The organism is Spirillospora sp. CA-294931 (genome assembly GCF_050946795.1).
Taxonomy (GTDB): Bacteria; Actinomycetota; Actinomycetes; order Streptosporangiales; family Streptosporangiaceae; genus Spirillospora.
Map to the genome: position 1 here is coordinate 7,152,792 of NZ_CP192006.1, position 24,921 is coordinate 7,177,712.

21 protein-coding genes and 2 tRNA genes are annotated in these 24,921 nt (G+C 69.6%); 6 read left to right on the plus strand and 17 right to left on the minus strand.

The genetic code is table 11. The features are described 5' to 3' along the window. The first annotated feature begins 13 nt into the window (after positions 1–13). Positions 14–874, plus strand: a complete 861-nt coding sequence (locus ACQPY4_RS32270) for an oxygenase MpaB family protein (protein WP_433327336.1) — start codon at positions 14–16, stop codon at positions 872–874. Positions 875–940: 66 nt separating this feature from the next. On the opposite strand, the gene ACQPY4_RS32275 is transcribed toward ACQPY4_RS32270, so the two are convergent. Both ACQPY4_RS32275 and ACQPY4_RS32280 read right to left on the minus strand, forming a co-directional pair. Then, positions 941–1,732, minus strand: a complete 792-nt coding sequence (locus ACQPY4_RS32275; RefSeq protein ID WP_433327338.1) for an SDR family oxidoreductase — start codon at positions 1,730–1,732, stop codon at positions 941–943. Then, complete coding sequence (locus ACQPY4_RS32280) at positions 1,729–3,084, minus strand: cytochrome P450 (protein WP_433327340.1); 1,356 nt, start codon at positions 3,082–3,084, stop codon at positions 1,729–1,731. The genes ACQPY4_RS32275 and ACQPY4_RS32280 overlap by 4 nt, the downstream gene beginning before the upstream one ends. A 156-nt stretch (positions 3,085–3,240) precedes the next feature. Here ACQPY4_RS32280 and ACQPY4_RS32285 point away from each other — a divergent pair, with 156 nt between their 5' ends. Further along, positions 3,241–3,885, plus strand: a complete 645-nt coding sequence (locus tag ACQPY4_RS32285; RefSeq protein ID WP_433327342.1) for a L,D-transpeptidase family protein — start codon at positions 3,241–3,243, stop codon at positions 3,883–3,885. Here ACQPY4_RS32285 and ACQPY4_RS32290 read toward each other — a convergent pair. Continuing rightward, positions 3,870–6,803, minus strand: coding sequence for an AMP-binding protein (locus ACQPY4_RS32290; RefSeq protein ID WP_433327344.1), 2,934 nt, complete (start codon positions 6,801–6,803; stop codon positions 3,870–3,872). The two genes, ACQPY4_RS32285 and ACQPY4_RS32290, sit on opposite strands and share 16 nt — an antisense overlap. 51 nt (positions 6,804–6,854) lie before the next feature. Then, entirely contained in the window at positions 6,855–8,507 is a 1,653-nt protein-coding gene (locus ACQPY4_RS32295) for an AMP-binding protein (RefSeq protein ID WP_433327346.1), read from the minus strand. 182 nt (positions 8,508–8,689) lie between these two features. On the opposite strand from ACQPY4_RS32295, the gene ACQPY4_RS32300 reads away from it, so the two are divergent. Beyond that, positions 8,690–9,619: an alpha/beta hydrolase gene (locus ACQPY4_RS32300; protein WP_433327348.1), complete on the plus strand. Its 930-nt coding sequence runs from the start codon at positions 8,690–8,692 to the stop codon at positions 9,617–9,619. Here the strand turns inward: ACQPY4_RS32300 and ACQPY4_RS32305 are convergent. The 7 genes from ACQPY4_RS32305 to ACQPY4_RS32335 form a co-directional block, all read right to left on the minus strand. Continuing rightward, positions 9,600–9,947, minus strand: coding sequence for a DUF3054 domain-containing protein (locus tag ACQPY4_RS32305; protein ID WP_433327350.1), 348 nt, complete (start codon positions 9,945–9,947; stop codon positions 9,600–9,602). The two genes, ACQPY4_RS32300 and ACQPY4_RS32305, sit on opposite strands and share 20 nt — an antisense overlap. 54 nt (positions 9,948–10,001) lie before the next feature. Beyond that, a tRNA-Met gene (locus ACQPY4_RS32310) sits at positions 10,002–10,075 on the minus strand. 41 nt (positions 10,076–10,116) lie between these two features. Next, positions 10,117–10,563, minus strand: a complete 447-nt coding sequence (locus ACQPY4_RS32315; protein ID WP_433327352.1) for a hypothetical protein — start codon at positions 10,561–10,563, stop codon at positions 10,117–10,119. A gap of 99 nt (positions 10,564–10,662) precedes the next feature. Beyond that, positions 10,663–10,917, minus strand: a complete 255-nt coding sequence (locus tag ACQPY4_RS32320) for a hypothetical protein (protein WP_433327354.1) — start codon at positions 10,915–10,917, stop codon at positions 10,663–10,665. A 304-nt stretch (positions 10,918–11,221) separates the two neighbouring features. After that, a complete protein-coding gene (locus ACQPY4_RS32325) occupies positions 11,222–13,603 on the minus strand; it encodes an NACHT domain-containing protein (RefSeq protein WP_433327356.1) in 2,382 nt (793 codons plus the stop codon). A 79-nt stretch (positions 13,604–13,682) separates the two neighbouring features. Then, positions 13,683–14,033, minus strand: coding sequence for a Tn3 family transposase (locus ACQPY4_RS32330; RefSeq protein ID WP_433327358.1), 351 nt, complete (start codon positions 14,031–14,033; stop codon positions 13,683–13,685). 176 nt (positions 14,034–14,209) lie between these two features. Further along, positions 14,210–14,866 (minus strand): DUF4158 domain-containing protein, encoded by a 657-nt coding sequence (locus ACQPY4_RS32335; RefSeq protein WP_433327360.1) that lies wholly within the window; start codon positions 14,864–14,866, stop codon positions 14,210–14,212. Between the two features lie 306 nt (positions 14,867–15,172). On the opposite strand from ACQPY4_RS32335, the gene ACQPY4_RS32340 reads away from it, so the two are divergent. Together ACQPY4_RS32340 and ACQPY4_RS32345 are read left to right on the plus strand one after the other, a co-directional pair. Beyond that, entirely contained in the window at positions 15,173–16,186 is a 1,014-nt protein-coding gene (locus tag ACQPY4_RS32340) for an MDR family NADP-dependent oxidoreductase (RefSeq protein WP_433327362.1), read from the plus strand. Positions 16,187–16,205: 19 nt separating this feature from the next. After that, positions 16,206–16,637 (plus strand): MerR family transcriptional regulator, encoded by a 432-nt coding sequence (locus ACQPY4_RS32345; protein ID WP_433327364.1) that lies wholly within the window; start codon positions 16,206–16,208, stop codon positions 16,635–16,637. A gap of 566 nt (positions 16,638–17,203) precedes the next feature. Here ACQPY4_RS32345 and ACQPY4_RS32350 read toward each other — a convergent pair. The 4 genes from ACQPY4_RS32350 to ACQPY4_RS32365 all read right to left on the minus strand — a co-directional run bounded on the left by ACQPY4_RS32350 (position 17,204) and on the right by ACQPY4_RS32365 (position 19,368). Next, positions 17,204–17,277, minus strand: a tRNA-Met gene (locus ACQPY4_RS32350). Between the two features lie 52 nt (positions 17,278–17,329). Further along, positions 17,330–18,376: a YlbL family protein gene (locus ACQPY4_RS32355; RefSeq protein WP_433327366.1), complete on the minus strand. Its 1,047-nt coding sequence runs from the start codon at positions 18,374–18,376 to the stop codon at positions 17,330–17,332. A 28-nt stretch (positions 18,377–18,404) separates the two neighbouring features. Further along, the gene (locus ACQPY4_RS32360) at positions 18,405–18,830 is read right to left on the minus strand and encodes a molybdenum cofactor biosynthesis protein MoaE (protein WP_433327368.1); all 426 of its coding nucleotides are present in this window, start codon (positions 18,828–18,830) and stop codon (positions 18,405–18,407) included. 10 nt (positions 18,831–18,840) lie between these two features. Next, positions 18,841–19,368: a PPA1309 family protein gene (locus ACQPY4_RS32365; protein WP_433327370.1), complete on the minus strand. Its 528-nt coding sequence runs from the start codon at positions 19,366–19,368 to the stop codon at positions 18,841–18,843. A gap of 119 nt (positions 19,369–19,487) precedes the next feature. On the opposite strand from ACQPY4_RS32365, the gene ACQPY4_RS32370 reads away from it, so the two are divergent. Then, positions 19,488–22,391, plus strand: coding sequence for a UPF0182 family membrane protein (locus tag ACQPY4_RS32370; RefSeq protein ID WP_433327372.1), 2,904 nt, complete (start codon positions 19,488–19,490; stop codon positions 22,389–22,391). A 67-nt stretch (positions 22,392–22,458) separates the two neighbouring features. Here the strand turns inward: ACQPY4_RS32370 and ACQPY4_RS32375 are convergent, their stop codons facing one another. Both ACQPY4_RS32375 and ACQPY4_RS32380 read right to left on the minus strand, forming a co-directional pair. Continuing rightward, complete coding sequence (locus ACQPY4_RS32375) at positions 22,459–23,304, minus strand: metal-dependent hydrolase (protein WP_433327374.1); 846 nt, start codon at positions 23,302–23,304, stop codon at positions 22,459–22,461. After that, positions 23,301–24,821 (minus strand): flavin-containing monooxygenase, encoded by a 1,521-nt coding sequence (locus ACQPY4_RS32380; protein ID WP_433327376.1) that lies wholly within the window; start codon positions 24,819–24,821, stop codon positions 23,301–23,303. Before ACQPY4_RS32380 ends, ACQPY4_RS32375 begins: the two co-directional genes overlap by 4 nt. Positions 24,822–24,921: the final 100 nt, after the last annotated feature.

Below are 24,921 nucleotides of genomic sequence, written 5' to 3' on the forward strand. Positions count from 1 at the left end.
CCGGTGGTGCGCCGTGGCCGCGAACCTCTCCCCCGAACCCGAGCCGACGCCGCTCGGGCCCGGCTCCCTGACCTGGCGCTATTTCGGCGACACCCGGATATTGCTGATGGGGCCGTGCGCCGCCGTGCTGCAGAACATGCTCCCGGCGCTGGGCCAGGGCGTCCTGGACCACTCGGTCTTCTTCGCCGAGACCTTCGCCCGGCTCAGGCGCTCGGCCGGGCCGATCCTGAACACCGTCTACGGGGGCCCGGACGCGGCCGCCACGGGACGCACCGTCCGCGACTACCACCGCGACATCAAGGGCACGATGCCCGACGGCGGCCGCTACCACGCGCTCGACCCCGAGACCTACTACTGGGCCCACGCCACGTTCCTGGACACCATGATCCGGGGAACCGAGACCTTCATCCGCCCGCTGGACGAGGACGAGAAGCGCCGGATCTACGCCGAGTCCAAGACCTGGTTCCGCATGTACGGGGTCAGCGACCGGGCCATGCCCGACGACTGGGAGACGTTCCAGGCGTATTGGAAGCGGATGCTCGAAGAGGAGATCGTCCCCCACAAGACCGCGCGCTACGGGGTCGGCTACGTGACCAAGGGCCTCCCCGCACCGCCCAGGGTCCCCGCTCCCGTATGGCGCGCGGTCTCGCCGCCCCTCAACGCCGTCGCGCGCTTCCTCACCGTCGGCGGGATGCCCCCGCGCGTGCGCGAAGTGCTCGGCCTGCCCTGGAGCCGCGCCGACGAACGCCGCTACCGGCGCTTCGCCGCCGCCGTCCGCCGCCTGAACGCGGTCTGGCCCGTCCTGCCGGAGGCCGTCCGCTACCTCCCCCAGGCCCGGACGGCCTTCGCCCGGGCCCGCCGCGACCGGGGCTAGAGCGTGTCCGGTGGGTCTTGTTCATGGCGAGCGTCGCGCAGCCGAACGAAGATCCACCGGACACGCTCAGCTCCGGATCCGGGCGTCGTAGACCTTGCGGGCGGCGTGGTCGTAGTCGAGGAAGAGCGTGTCCAGGCCGTACTTGCGGGCGATCGCGCGCTTCACGCCGTCCGGCAGCAGCGTGCCCAGCCGGGTCTGCGGGCCGAGCCTGCGCGGGACGACCACCTGCGGGCGCGGGCGGCCGACCAGCTCCACGATCGCGGCGGCGATGTCCTCGGGCTCGCAGTTCTTCTGGCCCTTGGGGCTGCGGGTGCCCGCGACCAGCTCGGTGTTGGTGAACGTCGGCAGCACCGCGCTGACGTGGACGCCGCGCTCGCGCACCTCCAGCCGGGTGGCCTCGGTGAACGCCAGGACGGCGGCCTTGCTGGCGTTGTAGAGCGCCAGCCCGGGCGTCGGCAGCACCCCCGCGAGCGAGGCGATGTTGATCACGTGGCCGCGGCCGCGCGGCAGCATCCGCTCCAGGGCCAGCTTGGTGCCGGTCATGACGCCGTGCACGTTGATGTCCAGGCAGCGCCGCGCGTCGGCCTCGCTCTCCTCGGTCACCGGCCCGATCGGCATGACGCCCGCGTTGTTGATCAGGACGTCGAGCCGCTCGACCCGGCCGAGGAAGGCCGCGAACGACTCGCGCGAGGTGACGTCCAGCGCGAACGCGTCCACGCCGAGCCCGCGCCCGGCCTCGGTGACGGCGGCCTCGTCGATGTCGCCGATGACGACCGTGGCCCCCTTGTCCCTGAGCGCGCGTGCGGTGGCCAGGCCGATGCCCCGGGCGGCGCCGGTGACGGCGATGACCTTGCTCATCGGGGGTTCTCCAAACGGTCGAGGCGGACGGGCAGGCCGTCCCTGGGCGAGGGCAGGGACGTGGTGTCCAGCGGCCATTCGTACTTGGCGGGGACGCTCCACCTGTAGCGCAGCAGCAGCTGGTGCAGGATGCTCTTGACCTGCATCCCGGCGAAGTGCAGCCCGATGCACTTGTGGGCGCCGCCGCCGAACGGCGCCCAGGCGTACTTGTGCGCCTTGTCCTCGTGGCGCTCGGCGGAGAACCGCTCGGGGTCGAACCGCTCGGGATCCGGCCACCAGTCGGCCATGCGGTGGTTGGTGAGCTGCGGCACGACGACCGTGACCCCGGCCGGGATGTGGTGGCCGAGGATCGAGGTCTCCTTGACCGTCTTGCGCGGCAGGCCGGGGACGGGCGACACCAGCCGCAGCGCCTCCTTCATGACCATGTCCGCTTGGACGAGCCCGTCGAGGTCCTCGTACGCCAGGACGGGCTTGCCGACGGCCAGCGCCTCGTCGCGGAGCCGCTCCTGCCATTCGGGGTACTTGGCCAGGTAGTACGCCATGGTCGTCAGCGTGATCGTGGTCGTGTCGTGCGCCGCCATCAGCGCGAAGATCATGTGGTTGACGACGTCCTCGTCGGTGAAGCGGTGGCCGTCGTCGGTCTCGGCCGCGCACAGGGCGGCGAACAGGTCGTCGCCGCCGTCGCGCCGCTTGGCCGGGAGGTGCTCGTAGAAGAACGCCTCCAGCACCTTGCGGGCCTGGAGGCCCTTGTGCCAGCGCAACCCGGGGACGGGGAAGCGCACGTACGCCGTCCCGGCCCGGACGGCGTCGATGAAGGCGCCGTTGACCCGGTCGGCCTCGGCGCGGTCCAGGTCGACGCCCATGAAGACGTCGGTGGCCAGGTCGAGGGTGAGCTGCTTGACATGGTCGTAGACCTTGAAGCGGCGGCTCGGCTCCCAGGCGTCCAGGCCCGTCCCGATGCCGGACGCCATCGCGTCCATGTACGACTTCAGGCGCGGCCTGTTGAACGCCTGCTGCATGATGCGCCGGTGGTGCAGGTGCTCCTCGAAGTCCAGGAGCATGATCCCGCGATAGAAGAACGGGCCGATGAAGAAGCTCCACGCGGGCCCGTTGGCGAACGCCTTGTCGCGGTTGACCAGCACCGCCTCGGCGGCCTCGGGGCCCTGGACGGTCACGATCCGCTGGCCGAGCAGCCAGCCCCAGCTGACCGGGCCGAACTGCTCGTAGCGCAGGCGGGCGTGCTCGAACGGGCGCCGCATCACCGCGAGCGTGTTCCCGATGTAGGGAAGGCCCGGGGCGCCGACCACCGGCTTCAGATCGCTACCCGGGGGCGGCGGGGCGAGCACATGCATCAGGAGCCCTCCGTGCAACAGAAAGCCAATATGTGTCCCTTTGTTGTAACGCATCCCTTACCTGCGCGTCCAGCCCCGGGCCCGGGATCGGCAAAGGTTGCACAGCGGCCCCGCGTCCCCCCGGGGAGGGGCGGGCGTCACTTCTACCCTCCCCCCATGATCGCCGGAATAGCCCTCGCCGCCTCGGTTCTCCTTCCCCTCGCGCCGGCCACCGCCGCGCCGGACAGAACACCCCAGATACGCGCCCTCCAGCAGCGCCTGCACGCCCTCCGCTACGACCCGGGACCCGTCAACGGCGTATACGGGACGCGGACCCTCACCGCCGTATGGGCCTTCCAGAAGGTCAACGGCATGGCCCCCACCGGGAAGTCGGACGCCAGGTTCCGCTGGGCCCTGGCCCACCCGCGCTCACCGCGTCCCCTGGTCCGCCGGGGCGCCCCCGACCGCGTGGAGATCGACCTCAGCCGCCAGCTCCTGGTCGCCTACCGCAAGGGACGCGTCGCGCTCATCACCCACGTCTCCACCGGCTCGGGCCGCCGCTACTGCGAGAAGGGAGTCTGCGGCGTCGCGCGCACCCCGATCGGCGACTTCCGCGCGTTCCGCCGCATCAACGGCTGGCGCAAGTCGCGCCTGGGCTTCATGTACCGCCCGGTCTACTTCTTCCGGGGCTACGCCATCCACGGATCGATCAGCGTGCCGCGCCGCCCCGCCTCACACGGGTGCGTGCGCGTCCCGATGCACACGGCGGACCGCCTGCCCGGCCTCATCCGCCACAACGAGCCGGTTCACGTCCGGCGCTGAGCCAGCAACTTCCGCCGGGACGCCGCGGTCAGGGGCCGGTAGGCCCCTGACCTGTCCCGCACATAGGTCTCTCCCTCACCGGGCAGCGGGACGCCCTCCTCGCGCAGCGGCGCCGTGCGGAGCCTGCGCCCCGCCGTCGTCGGGATCTCCCCGACCACCCGGACCAGGGCCGGACGCAGCTCGGGCTCGATCCGCAGCAGGGCCTCCGACAGATCGACCGGCCTGATCTCACCGTCCTGGCGCAGGCTCACCGCCGCCGCCGTGATCTCGCGGTCACCGGCCGGGACGCCGTAGACCGCCACCGAATCGACGGCCGGAAGGTCGCCCAGCGCGTCGCGGATCGGCCCCGGCGGGACGATCCCCTCGGCCGTGCGGATCAGCTCGGCGTCCCGTCCCACCAGCCAGAAGTCGCCGCCCTCGTCCCGGCGGAACAGGTCACAGGTGATCGACCAGGCGTCCTCCGGCTCGAACAGGCCGCGCAGGGGACGCACCGGAGGCGCCGCCCCCGGACGCACCCGGGCGACCAGCATACCGATCTCGTCCGGCCGGGTCTCCTGGGCGAACCCGTCGGCGCCCAGCACCAGCTCGCCGCTCTCCAGGTCGTAGCGGGCCAGCCGGACCTCGGCGCTGCCGGGCATCGGACGTCCCAGCGAGCCGGGCTTCTTGCCGCTCAGGTTGACCAGGATCGCCTCGCCCTCGGTGGAGGCGTAGAACTCCAGCACCCGCGCGGGCGCGAACCGGTCCTCGACCCGGCGCCACAGCCCGCGCGGCATGCCCGACCCGATGAACAGCCGCACCGGGTGGTGCCGCTCCGCCGGGTCGAACGGGGCGTTGACCAGGTCGCGCAGCAGCGTCCAGGTGTAGGACGCCACGGTCACGCCGTAGCGGCGCGCCTCGTCCCAGAACGTCTCGGGGTCGTAGGCGCTGGCCAGCGCCAGCCGCGCGCCGCCCGCGACGGCACCGCCCAGGCTCATCATCAGCGCCGACGGATGCTGCAAGGGCGTGATGCTGAAAACGGTGTCGGACGGGGAGAGAGCCGCCGACGACGCCGTGCCGAACGCCGACAGGGCCCATCGCCGGTTGGTGATCCGGTTGGCCCGCAGATGCTCCCCGTCCCCGCTGAACAGCACGAACGCCAGATCGCCCGCCCGTCCGGGATTGGGCCGGTACCACCCCGGCAACGTCACCCGCTCGGGATCGATCGCCTCCATGTCGGGCAGCAACGGGTCACGGCTGGTGCGGACCCCGCCCAGCAGATGGACCTCGCACCCCTCCAGCTCACCGGCACGCCCGGCATGCTCGGGATCGACGATGACCCGAGTGACCTTGGCCAGCGCGGCCTCGCGCACCGGCTCACCGTCCGGCCGCAACAGCACGGCAACGGCGCCCAGCCGGCTCAACGCCGCCACCAGCGCCAGCGCGCTGGGCCGCGACTCCATCAGCACGCCCACCGGATCGCCCTGCCGGACCCCGATGTGGATCAGCCCCCGCACCACGGCGTCCACCCGCCGCTTGGCGGCCGCCTGCGTATGAGCACGCCCCTGATAGAGAAAGAAGACGTCGTCGGGCGCCCGCCCGGCCTGCTCGTCCAGCAGCAGGCCCAGCGACATCCGCGTGTCGCTCTGCAGCCGTTCCATCCGCGTCAGCCGCGGCAGGTTCTGACTCGCCTCGACGGCGAGCTGCCGCGTGCTCCGCACGGCCCGAGTCGCGGTCGACAGCCCGGACCGGACCGCACTGCCCCCGACCCCCATGGCCAGTTGCAGCCCATACCCCGCAGGCAGAGCCGGAGGCGCGGCGGGCGATTCGTCCGTGGCGGGCTTCACGACCTCGGGAAGGTCACCGGCGCCCTCGCGCCACTGCGTCCAGGCGGCCACGGCGGGCCACGTCCGCGAGACGGCCTGCGACCCCACCACCAGCCCGAAATGCCCGGCCCGCAGCAGCGCCTCGTAGACCTCCGCGCGCGGCGCCGCACGCCGGATCCCCCGCACCATCGGCGGGGACGCGATCTCGTCGACCTCCCCGACGAACGTCAGCACCGGGCAGGTGATGTCGGCCAGCGTCACCAGCCGGTCGCCGATCACGAACCCGCCGGTCAGCATCCGGTTGTGCTGGACGAACTGGCGGATGAACTCCGCCAGCGCGGGCCCGGGCCAGGAGACCCAGCCCTCCCGCTCAAGGAAGCGCCGCTGCCGCTCCCGGGGAGCGAGGCGCTCACGGTCATGCAGCTGCATGATGAAGTCAACCCGGCTCCGCACCGACTTCACCGGGCTCAGCAGCTGGAACCCCGTCCGCGACACCCACGCGGGCACGGTGACCCGCCCGAGAAGTGCATCCGGAATCCGCTCGGCGCTCCCGGCGGCCAGCCAGCTGGGCAGCCCCAGCGGAAGCCCCGTGCTGGTGTCGGCGGGACTCCCGAAGGTGATCACCGACGCGACGCCCTCGCTCCGCCGGTAGGCGGCCGCCTGGTAGACGAACATCCCGCCCTGCGAGTACCCCGCCAGATGGACGTCCTGCCCGGTGATCTCACGGATCCGGTCGACCGCGTCGCTCACCGCCACCACATGATCGGTGACCGTCCGCTCCAGCCCGCCCGGCTCGCGCTCGGGCGCGCCGAAGTCGACCACCCAGGGATCGACGCCCAGCCGGTACAGGACGCCGACCGCGCTGACCCGCGAGGAGATGTCGTACACCTCCGCGGTGATCATCAACGGCGGCACGAGCACCACCACCGGACGCTTCTCCTCGTCGTGCGGGAAGTAGTGCCGCAGCCGGTAGGTCCGCTGCTCGGTCACCACCTCGTAGGACGAGGCGTCCTCATCGGTGTCGAACCCACCGAAACGCGCGACCTCCAGCGCGTTCTGGGCGGTCGAGCCCAGGCGGGCACCCAGGCGGAACAGCGCGTTTGCAGCAGGGAGCATCGTCGCCCTCTCGAAGAGTCAACGACATGTTGTCCAATAATGACAAGATTATCAATCAGCGGAAATCCGGGCCTCCGGCAGCTCACCGGCCCGAAGGCGCTCCCACATGTACCGTCGGCGCGGCTTCCCGCTCGACGTCCGCTGGATCAGCCCGCTCCCGACCACGATCGTCACCTCGACGTCGTCGCCCAGCCGCCGCCGCAGCATCTCGCGCACCTCCCCGGCCCACGAGTCGGAGTTGGTCTCGACGAAAACCGCCAGCCCCTTGGTGCCCGCACCCGGGACACCGACCACAACGATCCGCCCCTTATGCACCTTCACCACGTCGGCGATCTTGGACTCAAGATCCTCCACGTAGACGGAACGCCCGCGCACCTTGATGCTGTCGCCCATCCGTCCCAGCACGAACAGCTGGCCCGAGTGGTAGAAGCCCGCGTCCCCCGTGAACACCTGCCCTTCGGAGAACCGCGTCGACTTCCCCTCGGCCCCCGCGTAATACCCGGGACAGGCCGACGCCCCGCCCACCACGATCTCCCCGAGATGCCCCGGGGGCAGCTCACGCCCGGAGTCATCCACGATCAGCACGGGCACACCGTCTTCAGGCGTCCCGCACCCAACGACCCACCCGGCCCGCGCCCCCACACACGAGGGCCCGAGACCACGCTCCTCCAGGATCCCGACGGCCTCCCCGAAGGAAAGGCGATCACCATCGGGCTGGACGGCCAGCGGCCGCCGCCGCACCTGATCCATGGTGACCAGCAGGGTCGTCTCGGCCATCCCGTAAGCGGGCTTGAAGGCGTCGCGCGAGAACCCGAACGGCTCCAGCAGCTCGGCGAACACCTCCAGCGAATGCGGGTCGATCGGCTCGGCCCCGATGATCGCCGTCCGCCACCCCGACAGATCGACGCCCTCCAGCTGCTCGGCCTTCACCCGCCGCGCGACGTACGCGTACGCGAAGGGCGGCGCAGCCGTATGTTGAGCCTCGCCGAAGCACCGGATCCACCGAGCCGGATCACGAATGAAGTGATCGGGCCGCATCAACCGCAGAGAAGCCTGCAAGGTAATGGGCGTGAGAAAACACCCAATCAACCCCATGTCATGGTAAAGCGGCAACCACGAGGCCACGGTGTCCCCAGCCTCGAACCCGGCGGCCCGCCCGATCAGTTCACTGTTGGCCTGCAAGTTGTCCCAGGTCACCATCACCCCCCGAGGCGCCCCACTGGACCCGGACGTGAACTGAAGAAGCGCAAGCTCCCCCACACTCTGGAGCGGAGCCTCGACCTCCCCCTGCCGAGGCACCCAAGGCTCCCCCGATAGCCCCGCGTCCGCCATGGCCCGTCCCGCCAAGGGCACCAGATCACCCGAAGCGACCGTCAGCCGCGGCCCGGCCTGCCGCAGGATCGCCGCCACATGAGCGACGTACTCGTCCCCCGACTGAAAGAGCGGCGGCGTAATAAGGCAAACGGTGGCCCCCGCCGCCCACACCCCGAAATACGTCTCGATGCACGTGAAGTCCGTAGGCAGGATCACGCAGACGACATCACCGGGCCGGACGCCCTCCTCGATCAACGCCGCGGCCGTCCGGCGCGCCGCACCGGCGAGCGCGCCGTAGTCGCGGAACTCCCACGTCCCGTCGTCACAGGCCAGGTGGACGCCACGGCCGGAGTTCGGCTTGTCCAGCCAGTCGCGCAACGCAGATCCCATCGACTTCCCTCCACAGGTGACCGGTGAGTAACTTCACCAGCGCCGAACCGTCCCGTCAACCGACCGGCCCGTTTGTGGAGCACCCACAAGGCGAACGCGAAAGTCACTCATCTCGGCCCCTTATGCCCGTTCCACCCGCTTGTTACCTTCGCGCCCAACCCATGATCAGGAACGAGGACCCCATGGAAACCAGGCGCGCCTTCTGCCGTACCGCCGCTCTCACGGCGGGAGCCGTCCTCCTCACCCGAACCACCCCCGCCGCCGCGACAACCCCACAGGCGACGGTCATCTCCGAAAAGCGATTCGGCGCCAACGTCATGGAGCTGATCGTCTTCTCCCCCGCCATGCGCCGCTTCCTGAAGGTCAGGCTGCTGCTCCCCGACGGCTGGGAGGAGACCGACCGCACCTGGCCCACCATCTGGGCCCTGCACGGCGGCAACGAGGACTTCACCGGCTGGTCGACCCACACCGACATCGCCGGCATCGCCGCGTCCGACCCCGTCATCGTCGTCATGCCCGAGGGCGGCAAGGCCGGAGGCTACGTCGACTGGTGGAACTACGGCCGAGGCGACTCCTACAACTGGGAGACCTTCCACCTCACCGAACTGCGCACGCTCCTGGAGCAGCGGTACAAGGCCAACAAGAACCGAGCCGTCCTGGGCCAGTCCACCGGAGGCTACGGAGCCCTCATCTACGCGGCCCGCAACCCGGGAATGTTCAAGTTCGCCGCCGCCTACAGCCCCTTCGCGTCCATCCTCGCCCACGGAGCCCCGGAGGTCCTGCTCACCGGCCTCGCGGGCCTGGGCTCCGGCACCGACAAATGGTCGATGTGGGGCCACCCCATCCTCAACCGCGCCGTCTGGGAGGCCCACGACCCCCTGACCCAGGCCGCGAAACTACGAGGAACCGAGCTCTACATCTCCTGCGCGAAAAAGCCCATCGACCCGGCCGAGATGTTCTGCCTCTACACGACCCAGCCGTTCCTGGACCGCCTCAAGGAGCTGGACATCCCCGTCCACACCAACCTCTACGACCCCGGCCTGCACACCTGGCCCTACTGGGAGAAAGAACTCCACCGCTCCTGGCCCATGATCACAAAAGCCATCGCCTGATCCCCCGCCACCCGACCAGGCCCGCAAACAGGAACACCGAAGCCACCACCACAAAGGCAAACGCGGTCCCCTGCCCCGCCAATTGCCGAAGCACCATCCCACCCACAAGCGCAGAGCCCCAGACCCCGACCCCAAACCCCAAGGTCAGAGGCTCAACCCGCCCGCCCCAGACCAGAACTACCCACCCAATCCCAAGCCCCACCAGGAAGGGCCACACAGCGCCAGCGAACCCGCTCAGCCCACCCGAATCATGCGAGGCCCGTCCAATCCCCACAAAAACCAGAATCCAGGCCGCGTCCACCCCAGCAGCCAAATATTTCCGCACCACAACAGCGTATGGCCCCCTTGATCCAAAGGGATCAAGGGGGCCATACGAACCAAGTAGCGGGGGCAGGATTTGAACCTGCGACCTCTGGGTTATGAGCCCAGCGAGCTACCGAACTGCTCCACCCCGCGGCGATGTCTTAACTCTATGGCCACCCACACCCTTAGGCAAATTAACCCGCCTCACCAGCAGGCCTCCCGTACAGCACTCGCGGCGCGAACCACATCCCCAACAGCCCCATCCCCACGATGACTCCCAGCGGCACCCACCAGGCATCACTCAAGAAAATCCAGGGCACCAGCGGGACGTTGAGCCCCGGCCCCACAAGCAACCCAGCCAACCGCACACGCCCGGGCCGCCCGACCAGGTTCGGCGCACTCAGAGCGAACACCACTCCACTCAACAACCCCACAACAAGCCCAGGAACCACCCCGACCACGGCAGCAAAGATGGCGGACGCCACAAAGAACACATAGAACCCGGAAGTGGTCGGATCCTCACCCCCATCCATGATCACCGAGGCCACGGCGAGCGCCACAAGCACCGTCTCCGCGAAGAGAAACCCGCTCAACGCCCCGTAACCCACCCCCCGCCCCACGATCCGACCCGACTCACTCATGCCCACCCTCCCATTTAAGCGACCGCTCAAAACCCAAGCTACCCCAACTTAAGCACTCGCTCAACCCAGCGACACCGCAGGGGGCTCGCTCGTCGATGCCTACCGTGGGCAATCAGCTGTCGCCTGGGGTGTCCTGGTCGCCTCGATAGCCCGCATCAGGGCCTTGTGGTGGGCACAGTGCCGCTCGTCGAGTTCCTGGACACGCGGGCCATGGGGATCGACGCTGTCGTCGAGGGCGGCGTCGGCCGCCTCAAGGCGGTCCGCGTCGGCGCGCAGGTCCGGGTGGGTGGCCAGCACGATGAACACGCTGGTCTGGACAGCGGCTCCCAACCGCCCGAAGACCCGCTCGGTCACCAGCAGGTTCGGGGTTGAGGAACCCAGGAACAGTAGTTATCGCTGAGATTGATCTTGTGCGGGGTATGGTGCCGGCAGCCGAACGACCAGTGGCGTGCTATCGGGGCTCGATTTGGGTTAGGGGTCTACCAGAGCATCGGAACTGGCGCTTTTCTCCCGAACGTGGCCTTGGCCGCCAGGTAGCAGGGCTTCTTTCTGGACTGCCGGTGTCGCGGGGGTGGCGGCCCGTCCGGCCTTCCGGGTGTGCTGCCCTGCGGTCTTGGCGGGGCGGTGTTGGTGTTGCTGGTCAGGTGGGGCGGTGGCGTCAGCCGGTGTTGTGCGGGGGCGGGTGGGTTGCGGCGAGGTGGTCGTGGAGTTCGGCGTGGCGGAACTGGTAGTAGGGGCCGGCCGTGCGTAGCAGGCCGAGGCGGTGGCAGTCGTCCAGGAAGGGCATCAGCCGGCGTGGCAGGTGACCGGCCCGTGCCAGTTTCCGGGTGGCGATCAGGTAGGCCCACCAGGCCCGGTGTTTTCCGAACGCGAGCCCGACCGTGAGCCCGCCCGAAAACCCGACCGCGAGCCCGAACGCGAGCCCGAACGTGAGCGCGACCACGGGCCCGCCCATGAGCCCCACGAGCGTGAACGCGAGCCCGAATGCGAGGGTGGGGGCGCTGACGCGGAGCAGGTTCAGTTTCCGGTCGGTGCGCCAGCTGCTCATCGGTGTTGTGGCGTGGTGGGTCGGCGCTGGTGTCGCTGCCCAAGCCATGATCCCCAGCGCAAGCGCGAGCGGGAGTCCGAACACGGGCCCAGCAGACACGAGCCAGCCTGTGAGCTCCCACCCGAAGCCGCCCGAGTTCCCGTACGCGAGCCTGTCCGCGAGCCCGGACGCGAGCCCGGACGCGAGCCCGGCTGCGAGCCCGTACGCGAGTCCGAGTGGGAGCCTGGTCGCGAGGTTGCGGGCGAGGGCGGTCGAGCGTCGGCGGATGTGCAGGTCGGCGTATCCGGGTGAGTCTTGCGCCCATGACCGTGCCGTGAGCCCGAACGTGAGCCCGTACGCGAGCCCGGACGCGAGCACGGCCGTGAGCCCGGTCGTGAACCCGACCACGAGCGCGGCCGCGAGCCCTCCCGAGGTCATGAGCCCGAACGTGAGCCCGACCGCGAGTCCGGTGGTGAGGGTGGGGGTGAGGGTGAGCCGGAGTCGGGTGGTGGGGGTGAAGGTGTGGGTGGTGGCGGCCAGTCGCCACCAGGCGAGGTCGCGGGTGCCCTGGCCGCCGTGGCCGCCGGGGGCGGGTTGGGTGGTGAGGTGGTGGGCCAGGTATCCCAGCCAGTGGCGGACCTGGGCGGGGTCGTGGCGGCGGCGGGGGCGGAAGGGGTCGGCGGAGTTGTCGCTGGGAGGACGAGCGTCGATCAGGGTGGGGATGATCTGGTCGAACAGGTGGGCCTGGAGCGCGGCGGAGGTGGGGAAGCGGACCGGGTCGGTCAGTGGGGTGGGGTCGGCGCCGGGTGCGGTGTAGACGGTGCGGACCAGCCACAGTCCCAGTGGGGTGGCGGCGAGGTCGGCCAGCGCCGCTGCCTGGCCGGGCGGGGTCTGGTCGGCGGAGGGTGTGGCGCGCAGCGCGGTCAGGGTCTGCTGCCAGGCCGGTCCGGGGGAGGGTGGCAGGCAGCGGGTGAGGTGGTCGGCGGCGGCCGCGGGGGTCAGCGGGCGTGGTTCCAGCACGGCGGCGGAGGTGATCACGTCCCCGGCGGTGGTGACCGCGGCGGTGAACTCGGTGGTGCGGCTGGTGAGGACGAGCTGGTCGTCCCCGCCCAGGGACCGGTTCAGCGCGGTGATCACCGCGGTCTGCGCGAGTGGGGGCAGCTCGTCCAGACCGTCCAGGACCGGCAGGATATGCCCTCGCGCGGCCAGGGCCCGCGCCACCTCGGCGCCCAGCTCCGGTGAGCGCAGCGCCGGATAGTCGCCGGTGAGCCGGTCGGCGATCCAGTCCTGCAGGCGGGGGTGGCGTCGGGTGTCCCAGTCGGCCACCGGCAGCAGCACCGGGACCGGCTCGCCGGGGTGATGGTCGCGGGTGGCCAGCAGGTGCAGCAGCAGTTGCAGCGCCAGGGTGGTCTTGCCGGTGCCCGGTCCGCCCAGGATCACCAGCCGGCGCCGTCGGGTGCGGCGGAACCGGTCGGCCAGTGCGCCGATGTCGGCGCTGGAGGCCGTCCACCACAACCGGGCCGGCCCGCCCGCGCTCCCACCGGCGGGTCCGGCGGACGGGTCGATGTTGACGGCGTGGTCCATCACCTCGGTCGCTTCCGTGGTCCGCCACCGCACCGGGATCGGGTCGGGGTCATCCAGCGACCGCAGCCGCGCCTCCTCCTTCCACTGCTGGTCCACCAGCTCGGCCAGCACCTGCTTGGCCTCCGCCAGGGTGTCCGCGGCCGGTGCGGCGGCGCCAAGCCGGCGGGAGCGCTGCCGGGCCCACCGCACCGTACTGACGAGGGCCACCGCGGCGGCGAGAACGAGCCCGGCCAACTGCGCGAGGTCCGCCGCATCCCCCGGCCTGTCGGTCTTGGCCTCATCGAACAGCGGAGCGAACGTCAGCCCAGCCAGCACCAGCAACCCGGCCACCACCGCCAGGACCGCCAGCCACGGCCACCAGCCCTTGCCCATACCCATGATCGCCATCTTGACGCCGACGCCCCGCACGGCGCTGACAAAGGTCCACAAGCACCCCATCCCGGCTCACCCGAACCCACCCGACGGCCAGCCCGAAAACGGAGAGGGCGCGGTCACCTGGCAGCAGCGCTCAGGCGGCCGACACGCGGAGATGCCGGTCGGGGAAGGGCAGATGCGGCTGCCGTGATGGCCCTCCACTTGGGTCCGTGACTGGCGTTCTCATAAATGATCCATTCTGAGAGAAGCGGGCGTACCGCAGGTCGTCCTCGGTGTGAGGGTGGTCGCAGGCGGCGACCGCGCGGGTCCCGGTGCCGTAGGCGTAGATCAACAGCAGAAGCCGTTCGGACAGCACCTGGGCGTCTAGGTGGTTCTGGGTCCCGGCGGGGGTGAAGACGTTCAGGCACCCCGTCCGCAAGGCCGTCTCGGTAAGCATGTCCATCAACGGCACGTCGCCCCATCGGTCCCGGATCGCCGTCTTCATTGGTGACCTTGGTGTCGGCGGGCGTTGATTCGGTGCACCGTGGAGATGAGCAGGTCGACCAGGGTGTCCTGCGACCGCAGGTGCGAAGGGGCCTCGGCCGCGACCCTGGCCCGCCAGCACCTTCGGCGCGACGCTGGCGAACAGGTCGTCCGGCAGCCCGACCGCGCGAATCGTGTTCAGCTTGAAACCTCTCGCTCGATCGTCTTCACGCTCGCGTTGCCCGGCTCTTCCCGGACCAGCGCGAACACGTCGGCTCCGGCCGCCTCCTCGGCGTCATCGCCGGGATCGACGCTCCTGGCGATCAGCGCGAGCACCCGCGGGATCGACTCGGCCGGGATGCGTCCGGCGATCCGGGCGGTCTGGGTCTGCTCGGCCCGTCGCGGCGCCGTCCCGATGATCCGGCGAACGCGGTCCCGGGTCGGCGGCTCGATCCGCTCCTCCCGCAGATGCGCCAGCAGCTCCGCGCGGACTCGATCGACCTGCCGTTCCTTCTCGCACACTTTGACGGCCAGCCAGTCTGCGGCCTGGTCGGCGTCGGCAACCGAGCACTCGCGGAACCCGAAGTACTTACGGATGTCCGCGCGATGCGCCTTGATCGTCCGGCCATCCCACTCATACAGACCCAGCTCGACGCTGGAACCTCGACCAAGCGGGCAACGTAGGTGACGGCCTGGTCGGGATCTCGGCACCGCCCGCCGGGAACCTGCCGTGCACCGCATAGAAGCGCAACAGCAACACGAACCCAAGTTTCGTCGCGCCCGCCGGCCGGACACCTGGTCCAGCTCGTCCCCGACCAACGTCCAGTTCCCGGCAAGCTCGTCCTCGTCCAGCACACGAGCCACGCGACATCCGGACTTTTCACGAAAGGACGGCCGAGCCGCCCCACAACCCCACGAATCCGGATCAATACTGGCCGTGCACGATCACCCGCGCCCGACGATCAGGGAAAGTCCCTCCACAGCTCTCGGGGACATCGCCGCTGAGCTGGGCGAACTCAATCACGTGTACCAGGTGACACCAGCCTTGCCGGTACCCCGACTCCCGGCGGGATCAACATGCGGTTCCTGATCGACCTGCGGCGCGACGGCGGGCTTCACGGCTTGCACTTGACGTGAACGTCAACTCCTAACGTTGCCGCCATGACCATTGCTGTGCCTACCGCCCATCGTGAAGTGCGTCTCGCTGCCCGTCCGGAAGGGACGTTCAGGACCGATCACCTCCGGGTCGTCAAGGCTCCCGTTCCCGAGTACGGCCCCGGCCAAGTGCTCGTCCGCAATCGGATGATGAGCGTCACCGCCGTGATGCGCACACTTATGGATGGCGACATCGGTTTGCCCATGCCGGCATACGAGCCAGGTCAGACCTTGTGGGGGCCGGCCATCGGCGAAGTGATCGCTTCGGCGGACGCCGACTTGAGTCCTGGCGATCTCGTCGTGCACAACCAGGGCTGGCGGGAGTACGCCGCCCTCGAGGCGGCCGAGGTGCGGCGTGCTGACGCAGACTCGTTGCCTGACTTGGGTGCGCACCTGTCTCAGGGGTTGACCGCATGGCTGGGCGTTGTGCGGGCTGCCGAGGTGCGGAGTGGGGACACGGTGTTCGTCACCGGTGCCGCGGGTGGTGTCGGTTCCCTCGCAGGACAGTTCGCTCGGCTGCGTGGGGCAACGCGCGTGATCGGCAGCACGGGTTCCCGGCGCAAGGGTGAGTACTTGGTCGGGCACCTGGGGTACGACGCCGTGGTCATCCGGGGTGAGGACCCTGTCGAGGATCAATTGCGCACGGCGGCTCCGGACGGCATCGACGTAGTCTTCGACAACGTCGGCGGCGAACAACTCCTTGCCGCTCTGGCGGTTGCCAGACGCGGCGCTCGCGTCGCGCTCGTCGGCACGATGTCCAGCCAGACATCGGGTGGCTTCAGTGCTCCGGTCGAGATCGACACGGGTGCGCTCATCTTGCGGGGGATCACACTGCGCGGCATCGCGGGCAGCGACCACCTCGACGCCATCCCCCAAGCGATGCGGGAGTTCGGTCGTGGACTCCGCGACCAGACGCTCGTCTTCCCCCACACGCGTCTTTCTGGCATCGATCAGGCACCTCGTGCGTTGTGCGAGTTGCTTGAAGGGCGCCATATCGGTGCGGTGCTCGTGGAGCTGTGAGTCCAAGGGAGGACCAGGAATGCGGATCGGCGAAGCCTCGGCAGCGGCAGGGCTTACCCCGAGAGCGCTCCGCTTCTACGAAGAGCGAGGGCTGCTCGCGGCACGGCGCACGACATCGGGCCATCGTGAGTACGACGAGGAGGACGTCCACCGGCTACGGACCGTAAGGGAGCTGCTGGCGGCAGGCCTGACGATCAGTGATGTCCGGGCAGTGGTCGAAGGCCTGGACATGCCGCAACCAGGCGACTGCCCGATCGTCGACATCACCAACCGCCGGCTGGCCGAGCTCGACGAGCGCATCGAGCGGCTGACCGAACTGCGCCGTCGTCTTGCCAACGCGCTCGCTCACCGATTCGACAAACAGTTCCTTGAACCCGACCAGGCGATCGCAAGGCGCCCCCGACTGAGTCCGTGTGAACGCCAGATAGGCGATGAGTTCACGGTCACATGAGCGACTCGGCTTCGCAGGCAGACCCCCCGCAACGCCTCCCCCCGAGTCGTGAGCACTGAAACGCCAGCCCACATATCCGAACGAAGGGGGGCGTGGGGGGCGGAGCCCCAATGAAACTGTCCGAGCGCAGCGAGGGCCTTGCGGTTGGCGGGGCACGAGCGCGTTTGGGGCTGGACCCACGTGCCCGAACGCAACGGGGTCACCCGTTCACCAGGCCAGCCCCTGCCACATGTGCGGTGTAGATGTCCAGGCGTAGTTCTACCCGGTGAGGTGTGTCCAGCGGAGTTTCGGGTTGCTCTGCACGAGCTGGGCACTTTCCAATCTCGGCACCCGAATCCGAGTGGAGGGGGCAAGGGGGCGGAGCCCCCACCAAGGGCGAAGCCCCAAGGAAGACTGTCCGAGCGGAGCGAGGGCCTTGTAGTTGGGGGCGAGGGGCGGGAGCCCCAGGGGGGTGTGGGGGCGGAGCCCTCACGGCCGGGGGGTTCGGGGGGTCGTCCCCCCGGGGGAAGCGAATGGGCCCGCCGGGAAGGACGCAAAGCGTCCGACCAGACGAGCCCAAGGACCAGTAGCGGGGGCAGGATTTGAACCTGCGACCTCTGGGTTATGAGCCCAGCGAGCTACCGAACTGCTCCACCCCGCGGTGATGTCTTAACTGTATGGCATCCCCGGGGGTTCACCAAATCGGTTCCGCGCTAGCAGGCGGGGACGTCGCCCTTGCCGGAGTTGATGGCGTTGATCGCGGCCAGGGCGGTCTTGAGGGTGTCGGTCTTGACCAGGCGGAGGCCGTCGGGGCGGGCGGCCTTGGCGTCGGCGCAGTTGTCCTTGGGGGTGAGGAAGATGGTGGCGCCGGCGCGGCGGGCGGCGATCATCTTCTGCTGGATGCCGCCGATGGGGCCGACGACGCCGTTGGCGGTGATGGTGCCGGTTCCGGCGATGAACTTGCCGGCGGTGAGGGGGCCGGGGGTGAGCTTGTCGATGATGGCGAGGGAGAACATCAGGCCGGCGCTGGGGCCGCCGATGTCGCCGACGCTGATGTCGATCTTGAAGGGGAACTTGTACTGGTCGCTGAGCAGGACGCCGACGACGGCGCGCTTCTTGCCGTCGGTGGAGGCCACGGTCGTCAGCGGGATCTTCTGGTCCTTGCCGCCGCGCTTGACGGTGACCTCGACGGAGTCGCCGGGCTTGCGCTTGCTCATCGACTCGGTGACCTGGGCGACGGTGGTCATCTTGGTGCCGTCGACCGCGATGATCTCGTCGCCGGGCTGGAGCTTGCCGTCGGCGGGCAGGCCCTTCTGGGCGGAGTCGACGGTGACCTGGGTGTCGACCTTGATGCCCATCTCGTGCAGGGCGGCGGCCTCGGCGCTCTCCTGGGAGTCGCGCATCTGGCGGGTGTTCTGCTCGTCGACGTCCTTGCGCGACTCGTTCTTGGGGAAGATCGTCTCTTCGGGGACGATCGCGATGTCGCCGTCGATCCAGCCCTTGAGCGCGCTGAACAGGTCGATGCGGCTGCCGGGGCCGCCCCGGTAGGTGACCGTGGTGAAGTTGAGGTGTCCCGAGCCGGGGTAGGTCTGCCGTCCCTCGATCTTGATGAGGGGCTCGCCCTTCTCGTTGGTGCCCAGCGTGTTGGTCGTCGGCCCGGGCATCAGGGCGACGTACGGCACGGGCATGATCGAACCCACCAGAGCGAGCACCAGAATGAGCACGCTGGCGGCGACGAGGGTGGCACCACGACGGGACATGCCGGAAACTCTATGCGCCATCGCCCGTTCAGCAGGCCCCGACCCACTCGTCCCCACCGTCGGCGAAGGTCTGGTGCTTCCAGATCGGCACCTGCGCCTTCAGCTCGTCGATCAGGGCGCGGCAGGCCGCGAACGCCTCGGCGCGGTGGGGGCAGGACGCCGCCACGACCACGGCCAGATCGCCGATCTCCAGGTCACCGACGCGGTGGACGGCGGCCAGCCCCCGGACGGGGTAGTCCGCGGCGACCTTCTCCATGACGGCGCGGAGCTCGCGCTCCACCGAGGGATGGGCGCTGTAGGACAGGGCGGTGACGTCGCGGGCGTGGTCGTGGTCGCGGACCGTTCCGACGAACACCGCGACCCCGCCCGCGCTCGAATCCTGGACCGCGGTGAACACCTCGTCCACCGAGAGGGGCGTCTCGCGGACCGTGCACAGCCTGATGACCTCGCTCACGCCCCGCAGGCTACCCGGCGACGGGTTCGTCCGGCTCCAGGGTGGCGGCCAGGGCGTCGGCCAGGGCGGGGACCAGGTCGGGGCCGACGAGCAACTCGTCGTCGGCGTCGTGGCGGCGTAGGCGCAGGGCCGAGTGGCGGGTGCCGTCCCGCAGGACGCCGACGACCATCCGGACGTCTTCGCGTTTGGGGTGTTCGGCCGCGAACTGGGCGGCCTCGGCCTCGTCCTCGGGGATCTCCTCCTCCGCACCCGGTGGCAGCACCACGCGTTCGAGCACCAGCGCGCAGCCGGTGACGGCGTCGGGCCACGCGATCGTGGCGAGGGCGTCCTCCACGGCGGCCTGTTCGGGCAGCGCCGGCTGTTCGAGCGCGGCGAGGGTGGACACTTCGGCCGACAGGCCCAGCTGGTCGGCGAGCTCCGGCTCCGCCTTGCGCAGTTGCCCGCTCTCTACCAGGGCGTACAGCCGGGGGGCGGCGTCCCATCCCTCCTGGGCGGAGTGGCGTTCCAGATCCAGCACGACTTCTTCAAGGAGACTCACGCGCCCATTCTTTCCCCCAATCGCGTGGAGGAAATGCGGGAACCCCCCGGCAAGTCGGTAAGTTGCATAGACAGCACCGGCGGGCCGCCGGTGGGCATGACCTTTGAACGGAGGGGCCCTTGACCTTCCGGACTCCCGGATTCGGGCGCCGGCTCGGAACCGGCAGGACCCGGCTGCTGCTACCTGTACTGGTGGCGCTGGCGGTTCTCCTCGTCGCGTTCCTTGTTTTCACCTCGATCTGGACGAACCTGCTCTGGTATCGATCGCTCGGCTATTCGTCGGTCTACACGACCGAGCTGTGGGCCAAGTCGCTGCTGTTCCTCGGCTCGGGCGCGCTCATGGCCGTCGTCGTCGGCGCGAACGTGGTGGTCGCCTACCGCCTGCGTCCCGCCTACCGGCCGCTCTCGGTCGAGCAGCAGGGCCTCGAGCGCTACCGTGCCGTGGTCGATCCGCGCCGCAGGCTCATCGCCGGCGGTCTGCTGGGGATGCTCGCCCTGCTCACCGGCTCGTCGGTGGCGGGGCAGTGGCCGGTCTTCCTGGCCTTCCTCAACCGGACGTCCTTCGGCGTCAAGGACCCGCAGTTCGGCAAGGACGTCTCGTTCTACGTCTTCACCTACCCGTTCCTGCGGCTGGTGCTGGGCGTGGTGTTCGCGACGGTGATCCTGTCGATCCTCGCGGCCGTGATCGTCCACTATCTGTACGGCGGCCTGCGCCTACAGGGTCCGGGCGACAAGGCCAGTCCGCCCACCCGGGCGCATCTGTCGGTGCTGGTCGGCGTCTTCGTCCTGCTGAAGGCGTTCGCCTACTGGTTCGACCGCTACGGCCTGGCGCAATCCGAACGCGGGGTGGTGACGGGCGCGAGCTATACCGACGTCAACGCGCTGCTACCGGCGAAGACGATCCTGTCGGTCATAGCCCTGATCTGTGCGGTGCTGTTCTTCAGCAACCTGCTGCGACGCGGCATGATGATGCCCGGCGTGGGCTTCACGCTGCTGGTGCTGTCGGCCGTTCTGGTGGGCGGCGTCTACCCGCTGCTCATCCAGCAGTTCCAGGTGAAGCCGGACGAGCTCGCCAAGGAGCGCAAGTTCATCGAGCGCAACATCGCGTTCACCCGCAAGGCCTATGGCGTCGAGAACGTCAAGCCCGAGTCCTACGGCGCCACTCCCACGACCGACGAGAAGCAGCTGTCGGGCCAGGCCAAGCAGCTGGAGACCGACGGCGTCCGGCTGCTGGACCCGAACGTGGTGGGCGAGGCGTTCCAGCGGCTCCAGCAGGGACGCGACTTCTACAAGTTCCCCGACGCGCTCGACGTCGACCGCTACAAGGTCGACGGCAAGACCGTCGACTCGATCGTCGCGCTGCGTGAGATCACCGGGGCCCCGGCGACCCAGCGCAGCTGGGTCAAGGACCGGATGGTCTACACCCACGGCTACGGGTTCGTCTCGGCCTATGGCGACCGGGTCGAGGCCGAGGGCAACCCGAGCTTCCTGACCAAGGACATGCCGGTCGCGACCGACTCCAAGATCGGCATCAAGCAGCCGCAGATCTACTTCGGCGAGCGGTCCCAGGACTACTCGGTCGTCGGCGGCAAGGGCCAGGAGGAGCTCGACTACCCCGACGACAAGAGCGTGGGCGGCCAGAAGTACACCAGCTACACGGGCAAGCGCGGGATCGCCATCGACTCGTTCTTCAACAAGCTGCTGTACGCCACCAAGTTCCAGGACAAGAACCTGCTGCTCTCGGGTGCCATCAAGCCCGGCGCCAAGATCCTCTACGACCGGGCGCCGCGCCAGATGGTGAAGAAGGCGGCGCCGTGGCTCACCATCGACGGCGACCCGTACCCGGCGGTGGTCGACGGCAAGATCATGTGGATCATCGACGGCTACACGACCTCGGCGGGCTTCCCCTACTCGGAGAAGATGAGCCTGGGCGACGCCACCCGCGACACGATCACCGACACGCGCACGGCCGTGGCCAAGCAGACCAACGACCGCATCAACTACATGCGCAACTCGGTGAAGGCGACCGTCGACGCCTACGACGGCACGGTCAAGCTCTACGAGTGGGACCAGAGCGACCCGGTGCTCAAGACCTGGCGCAAGGTCTTCAAGAACACCGTCGAGCCCAAGAGCGAGATCGACAAGGTGCCCGGCCTCAAGGAGCACTTCCGCTACCCGCTCGACCTGTTCAAGGTCCAGCGGCGGATCCTGGCCAAGTACCACGTCACCCAGCCCGACCCGTTCTTCAACGGTGAGGGTTTCTGGTCAGTCCCCGAAGACCCGAGCAACAAGGGCAACACGCAGCCGCCGTACTACCAGCAGGTGCGGATGCCCGGCGGCGGTGACCCGCAGTTCTCGCTCACCTCGGTGTTCACACCGAGGAAACGCGGGAACCTGGCGGCGTTCATGGCGGCCGACACCTCATCCGACCCGGCCCGGATCCGGCTGCTGGAGCTGCCGCGCAATTCGCTGCTGGACGGGCCCGAGCTCGTCCAGGGCAAGTTCGCGACCGACACCAAGGTGCAGGACCAGCTGCTCTCGCTGAAGCAGTCCGGGACGAACCTGGTGAACGGCAACCTGCTCACGCTGCCCTTCGGCGGCGGGATCATGTACATCGAACCCGTCTACGCCAAGGTGAGCGGAGGCACCGGTCAGCAGCCCTATCCGAGCCTGCGCAAGGTGATGGTCTCCTACAGCGGCCGTATCGCCGCCGCCAACACCCTCTCCGAGGCGCTGGCGGAGATCTTCAAGCCCACGGGCGCCACTCCACCGCCCAAGCAGGGCGACAAACCACCCCAGCAGAACACCCAGCTGACGCCCGAGGTCCAGAAGGCGATCACCGAGCTCCAGACGGCGGTCACCGACTACGAGAAGGCGCAGCGCGAGGGGAACTACCCGGAGATGGGCAAGGCCTGGGACCGCATCAAGAAGGCCCGGGACGCCCTGGCCACCGCCCAGGCCGCTCCGACGACGAAACCGACCGGTACACCGACACCCAGCCCGAGCGCGACACCCACCAACTGACGAACGCGTGTGGGCCGGCCTCGTTCCGCGAGGCCGGCCCACACGCGTTTTCGCCCACCCCGGGCGGTTACTTGAGGTTGGGGGTGAGGGTGCCTTCGGGGCCGAAGAGCTCGGCCTGCCAGCGGGCGAGGAGGTCGGTGGCGTCGAAGTCGTCGGGGTGGAAGCCGGGACGGTGGTAGGCGCGGATGTTGGCGAGAACCTTGGGCGACAGGAAGGGCGAGTAGCGCAGCCGGGCGAGGCTGCGGGCCACGCGGACGGGGTTGCGGGCGGCGCGGTCGTTGAGCAGCGAGCGCAGCGTGCCGAGCAGCAGCACCAGGAAGAGACCGGCGTGGACGACGCGCATCGTCCAAAGGCGCGTCCGCTCGGTGCCGCCGACGGCGCGGAAGACGTCGAAGGCGACGGCCTTGTGCTCGGACTCCTCCAGGGCGTGCCACAGCAGGATCTTGCGGACCTCGGTCTCGCCGAGCAGGGCCTGGGCGCGGGTGCTGGAGAGCAGGCGCTCGGCGATGGTGGCGGTGTAGTGCTCCAGGGCGGCGGTGAAGCCGAGCCGGACGCGGCCGGGCATCGTCCGGTCGACCAGCCGCAGGAGGCGCTCGATCGCGCGGTCGATGCGGTGGGTGGGGTAGCCCATCGCGCGCAGCCGCTGGTTGAGGTGGTCGTGCTCGCGGCCGTGGACGACCTCCTGGCCGATGAAGCCGCGGATCTGTTCCTTCAGAGCGGGGTCGGTGACCTGGTCGCGATGGTCGCGGACGGCGCGGATGAAGAAGTCCTCGCCCGGCGGGAAGGTCGCCGACAGGACGGCCACCACATGGCTCATGACCAGGTCTCCGCCCACGTAGTGGCGGTCGAGCGCGCCTTCGGGGTGGGTGAAGGCGACGCGGCGGACGTGGACTTCGCGCGGGACGATCGTCATGGCGTCCTCTTCTCGGCGTAGGTGTAGTCGTCCAGGGGGAAGGTGCGGGCGGCGTGCCGGGCCTGGGCCGAGCTGGTCGGACGCAGGTACGGGGTGTCGCCGTGGTGGTCGAAGTAGTAGCTGTTGGCGGTGGCGCAGCCGTTGGTGGCGAACAGCGATCGGCCGAGGCGTGCGCGCATCCGTTCCGTCCAGCGGGCGGTGGGTTCGGGACGGACCTCGACGGTGTCGGCCCCGCGGCGGTGCGCCTCGGTGATGACGCGGACGATGTGGGCCGCGTTGATCTCGACGAGCTGGTGCCAGGTGCCGCCGATCCAGCCGTAGGGGCCGAACATCATGAAGTGGTTGGGCAGGCCGGGGATGCTGATGCCCTCGTAGGACGCCAGCCGGTGCTCGGTGTAGAAGGTGGCCAGGTCGAAGCCGTCGCGGCCGAGGACGGGGGTGCGGCGGAAGTTCTCGGGGTCGCTGGCCAGCCGGAAGCCGGTTGCCAGGACGATCGCGTCGACCTCGCGCTCGGTGCCGTCGGCCGTCCGGACGCCGGTGGCGGTGATCCGCTCGATGGGCTCGGTGATCAGCGAGACGCCGGGCCGGTTGAAGGTCTTCAGGTAGGTGTTGGAGACCGAGGGACGCTTGCAGCCCAGCCCGTAATCGGGGGTCAGCTTGCGCCGGGTCTCGGGGTCGCGGACCTGCGTGCGGTACCAGAGCGTCCTGGCCAGGCGCGCTCCCCCGTGGGCGATGAACGGCGCGCGCTTGTGGCCCAGGACGAGGTCGATGAGGATCAGCTCGACGCCCCGGGTGGCCGCGCGCCGGACGACCTGCTGGGTGCGCGGGAAGCGGCGGTACATGGCGCGAAGCGCGCGCGGGGTGGGGGCGTCGGGTTTGGGGCCGACCCAGATCGGGGTGCGCTGGTAGACGTCCATGCGCGCGGCCACCCGCGCGACCTCCGGGACGAGCTGCACGGCGCTGGCGCCGGTGCCGACGACGGCGACGCGCTGCCCGGTCAGGTCGTGGTCGTGGTTCCAGGACGAGGAGCGCAGCAGCGTGCCCTTGAAGTCGTCGACGCCGGGGATGTCGACCGGCTTGGGGTCGACGAACGGCCCGATGGCGCTGACGACGAACCGCGCGGTGACCTCGCCGCCGCCGTCGGTGCGCAGGCGCCAGAGCCGGGCGGCCGCGTCCCAGCGGCGTTCGGCGACCTCGGTGCGCAGCCGCACGTGCGGCCGGATGCCGTAGCGGTCGGCGATCCGGTCGACGTACGCCTTGACCTCGGCGCCGGGGGCGAAGACCCGGCTCCAGCCGGGGTTGGGGGCGAAGCTGAACTGGTAGGCCTGCGCGGGGACGTCCACGCCGATGCCGGGGTAGGTGTTGTCACGCCAGGTGCCGCCGATGTCCCCGGCACGCTCCAGCAGGACGAAGTCGGTGATGCCCGCGCGGCGCAGCGCGATGCCCATCCCGATGCCGCTGAGCCCGGCGCCGATGATCGCGACCTCGACGTCGGGAGCGGCGTGCGGTCCGGCCATGCGATCCCCCAGTGTCGGCGGGCGCGGGCCGCGCCCTCTCCCACACACCAAAACGCATGTAACAAATTACGTCAAGATGTAAACCGGATTAGAGTGTGCG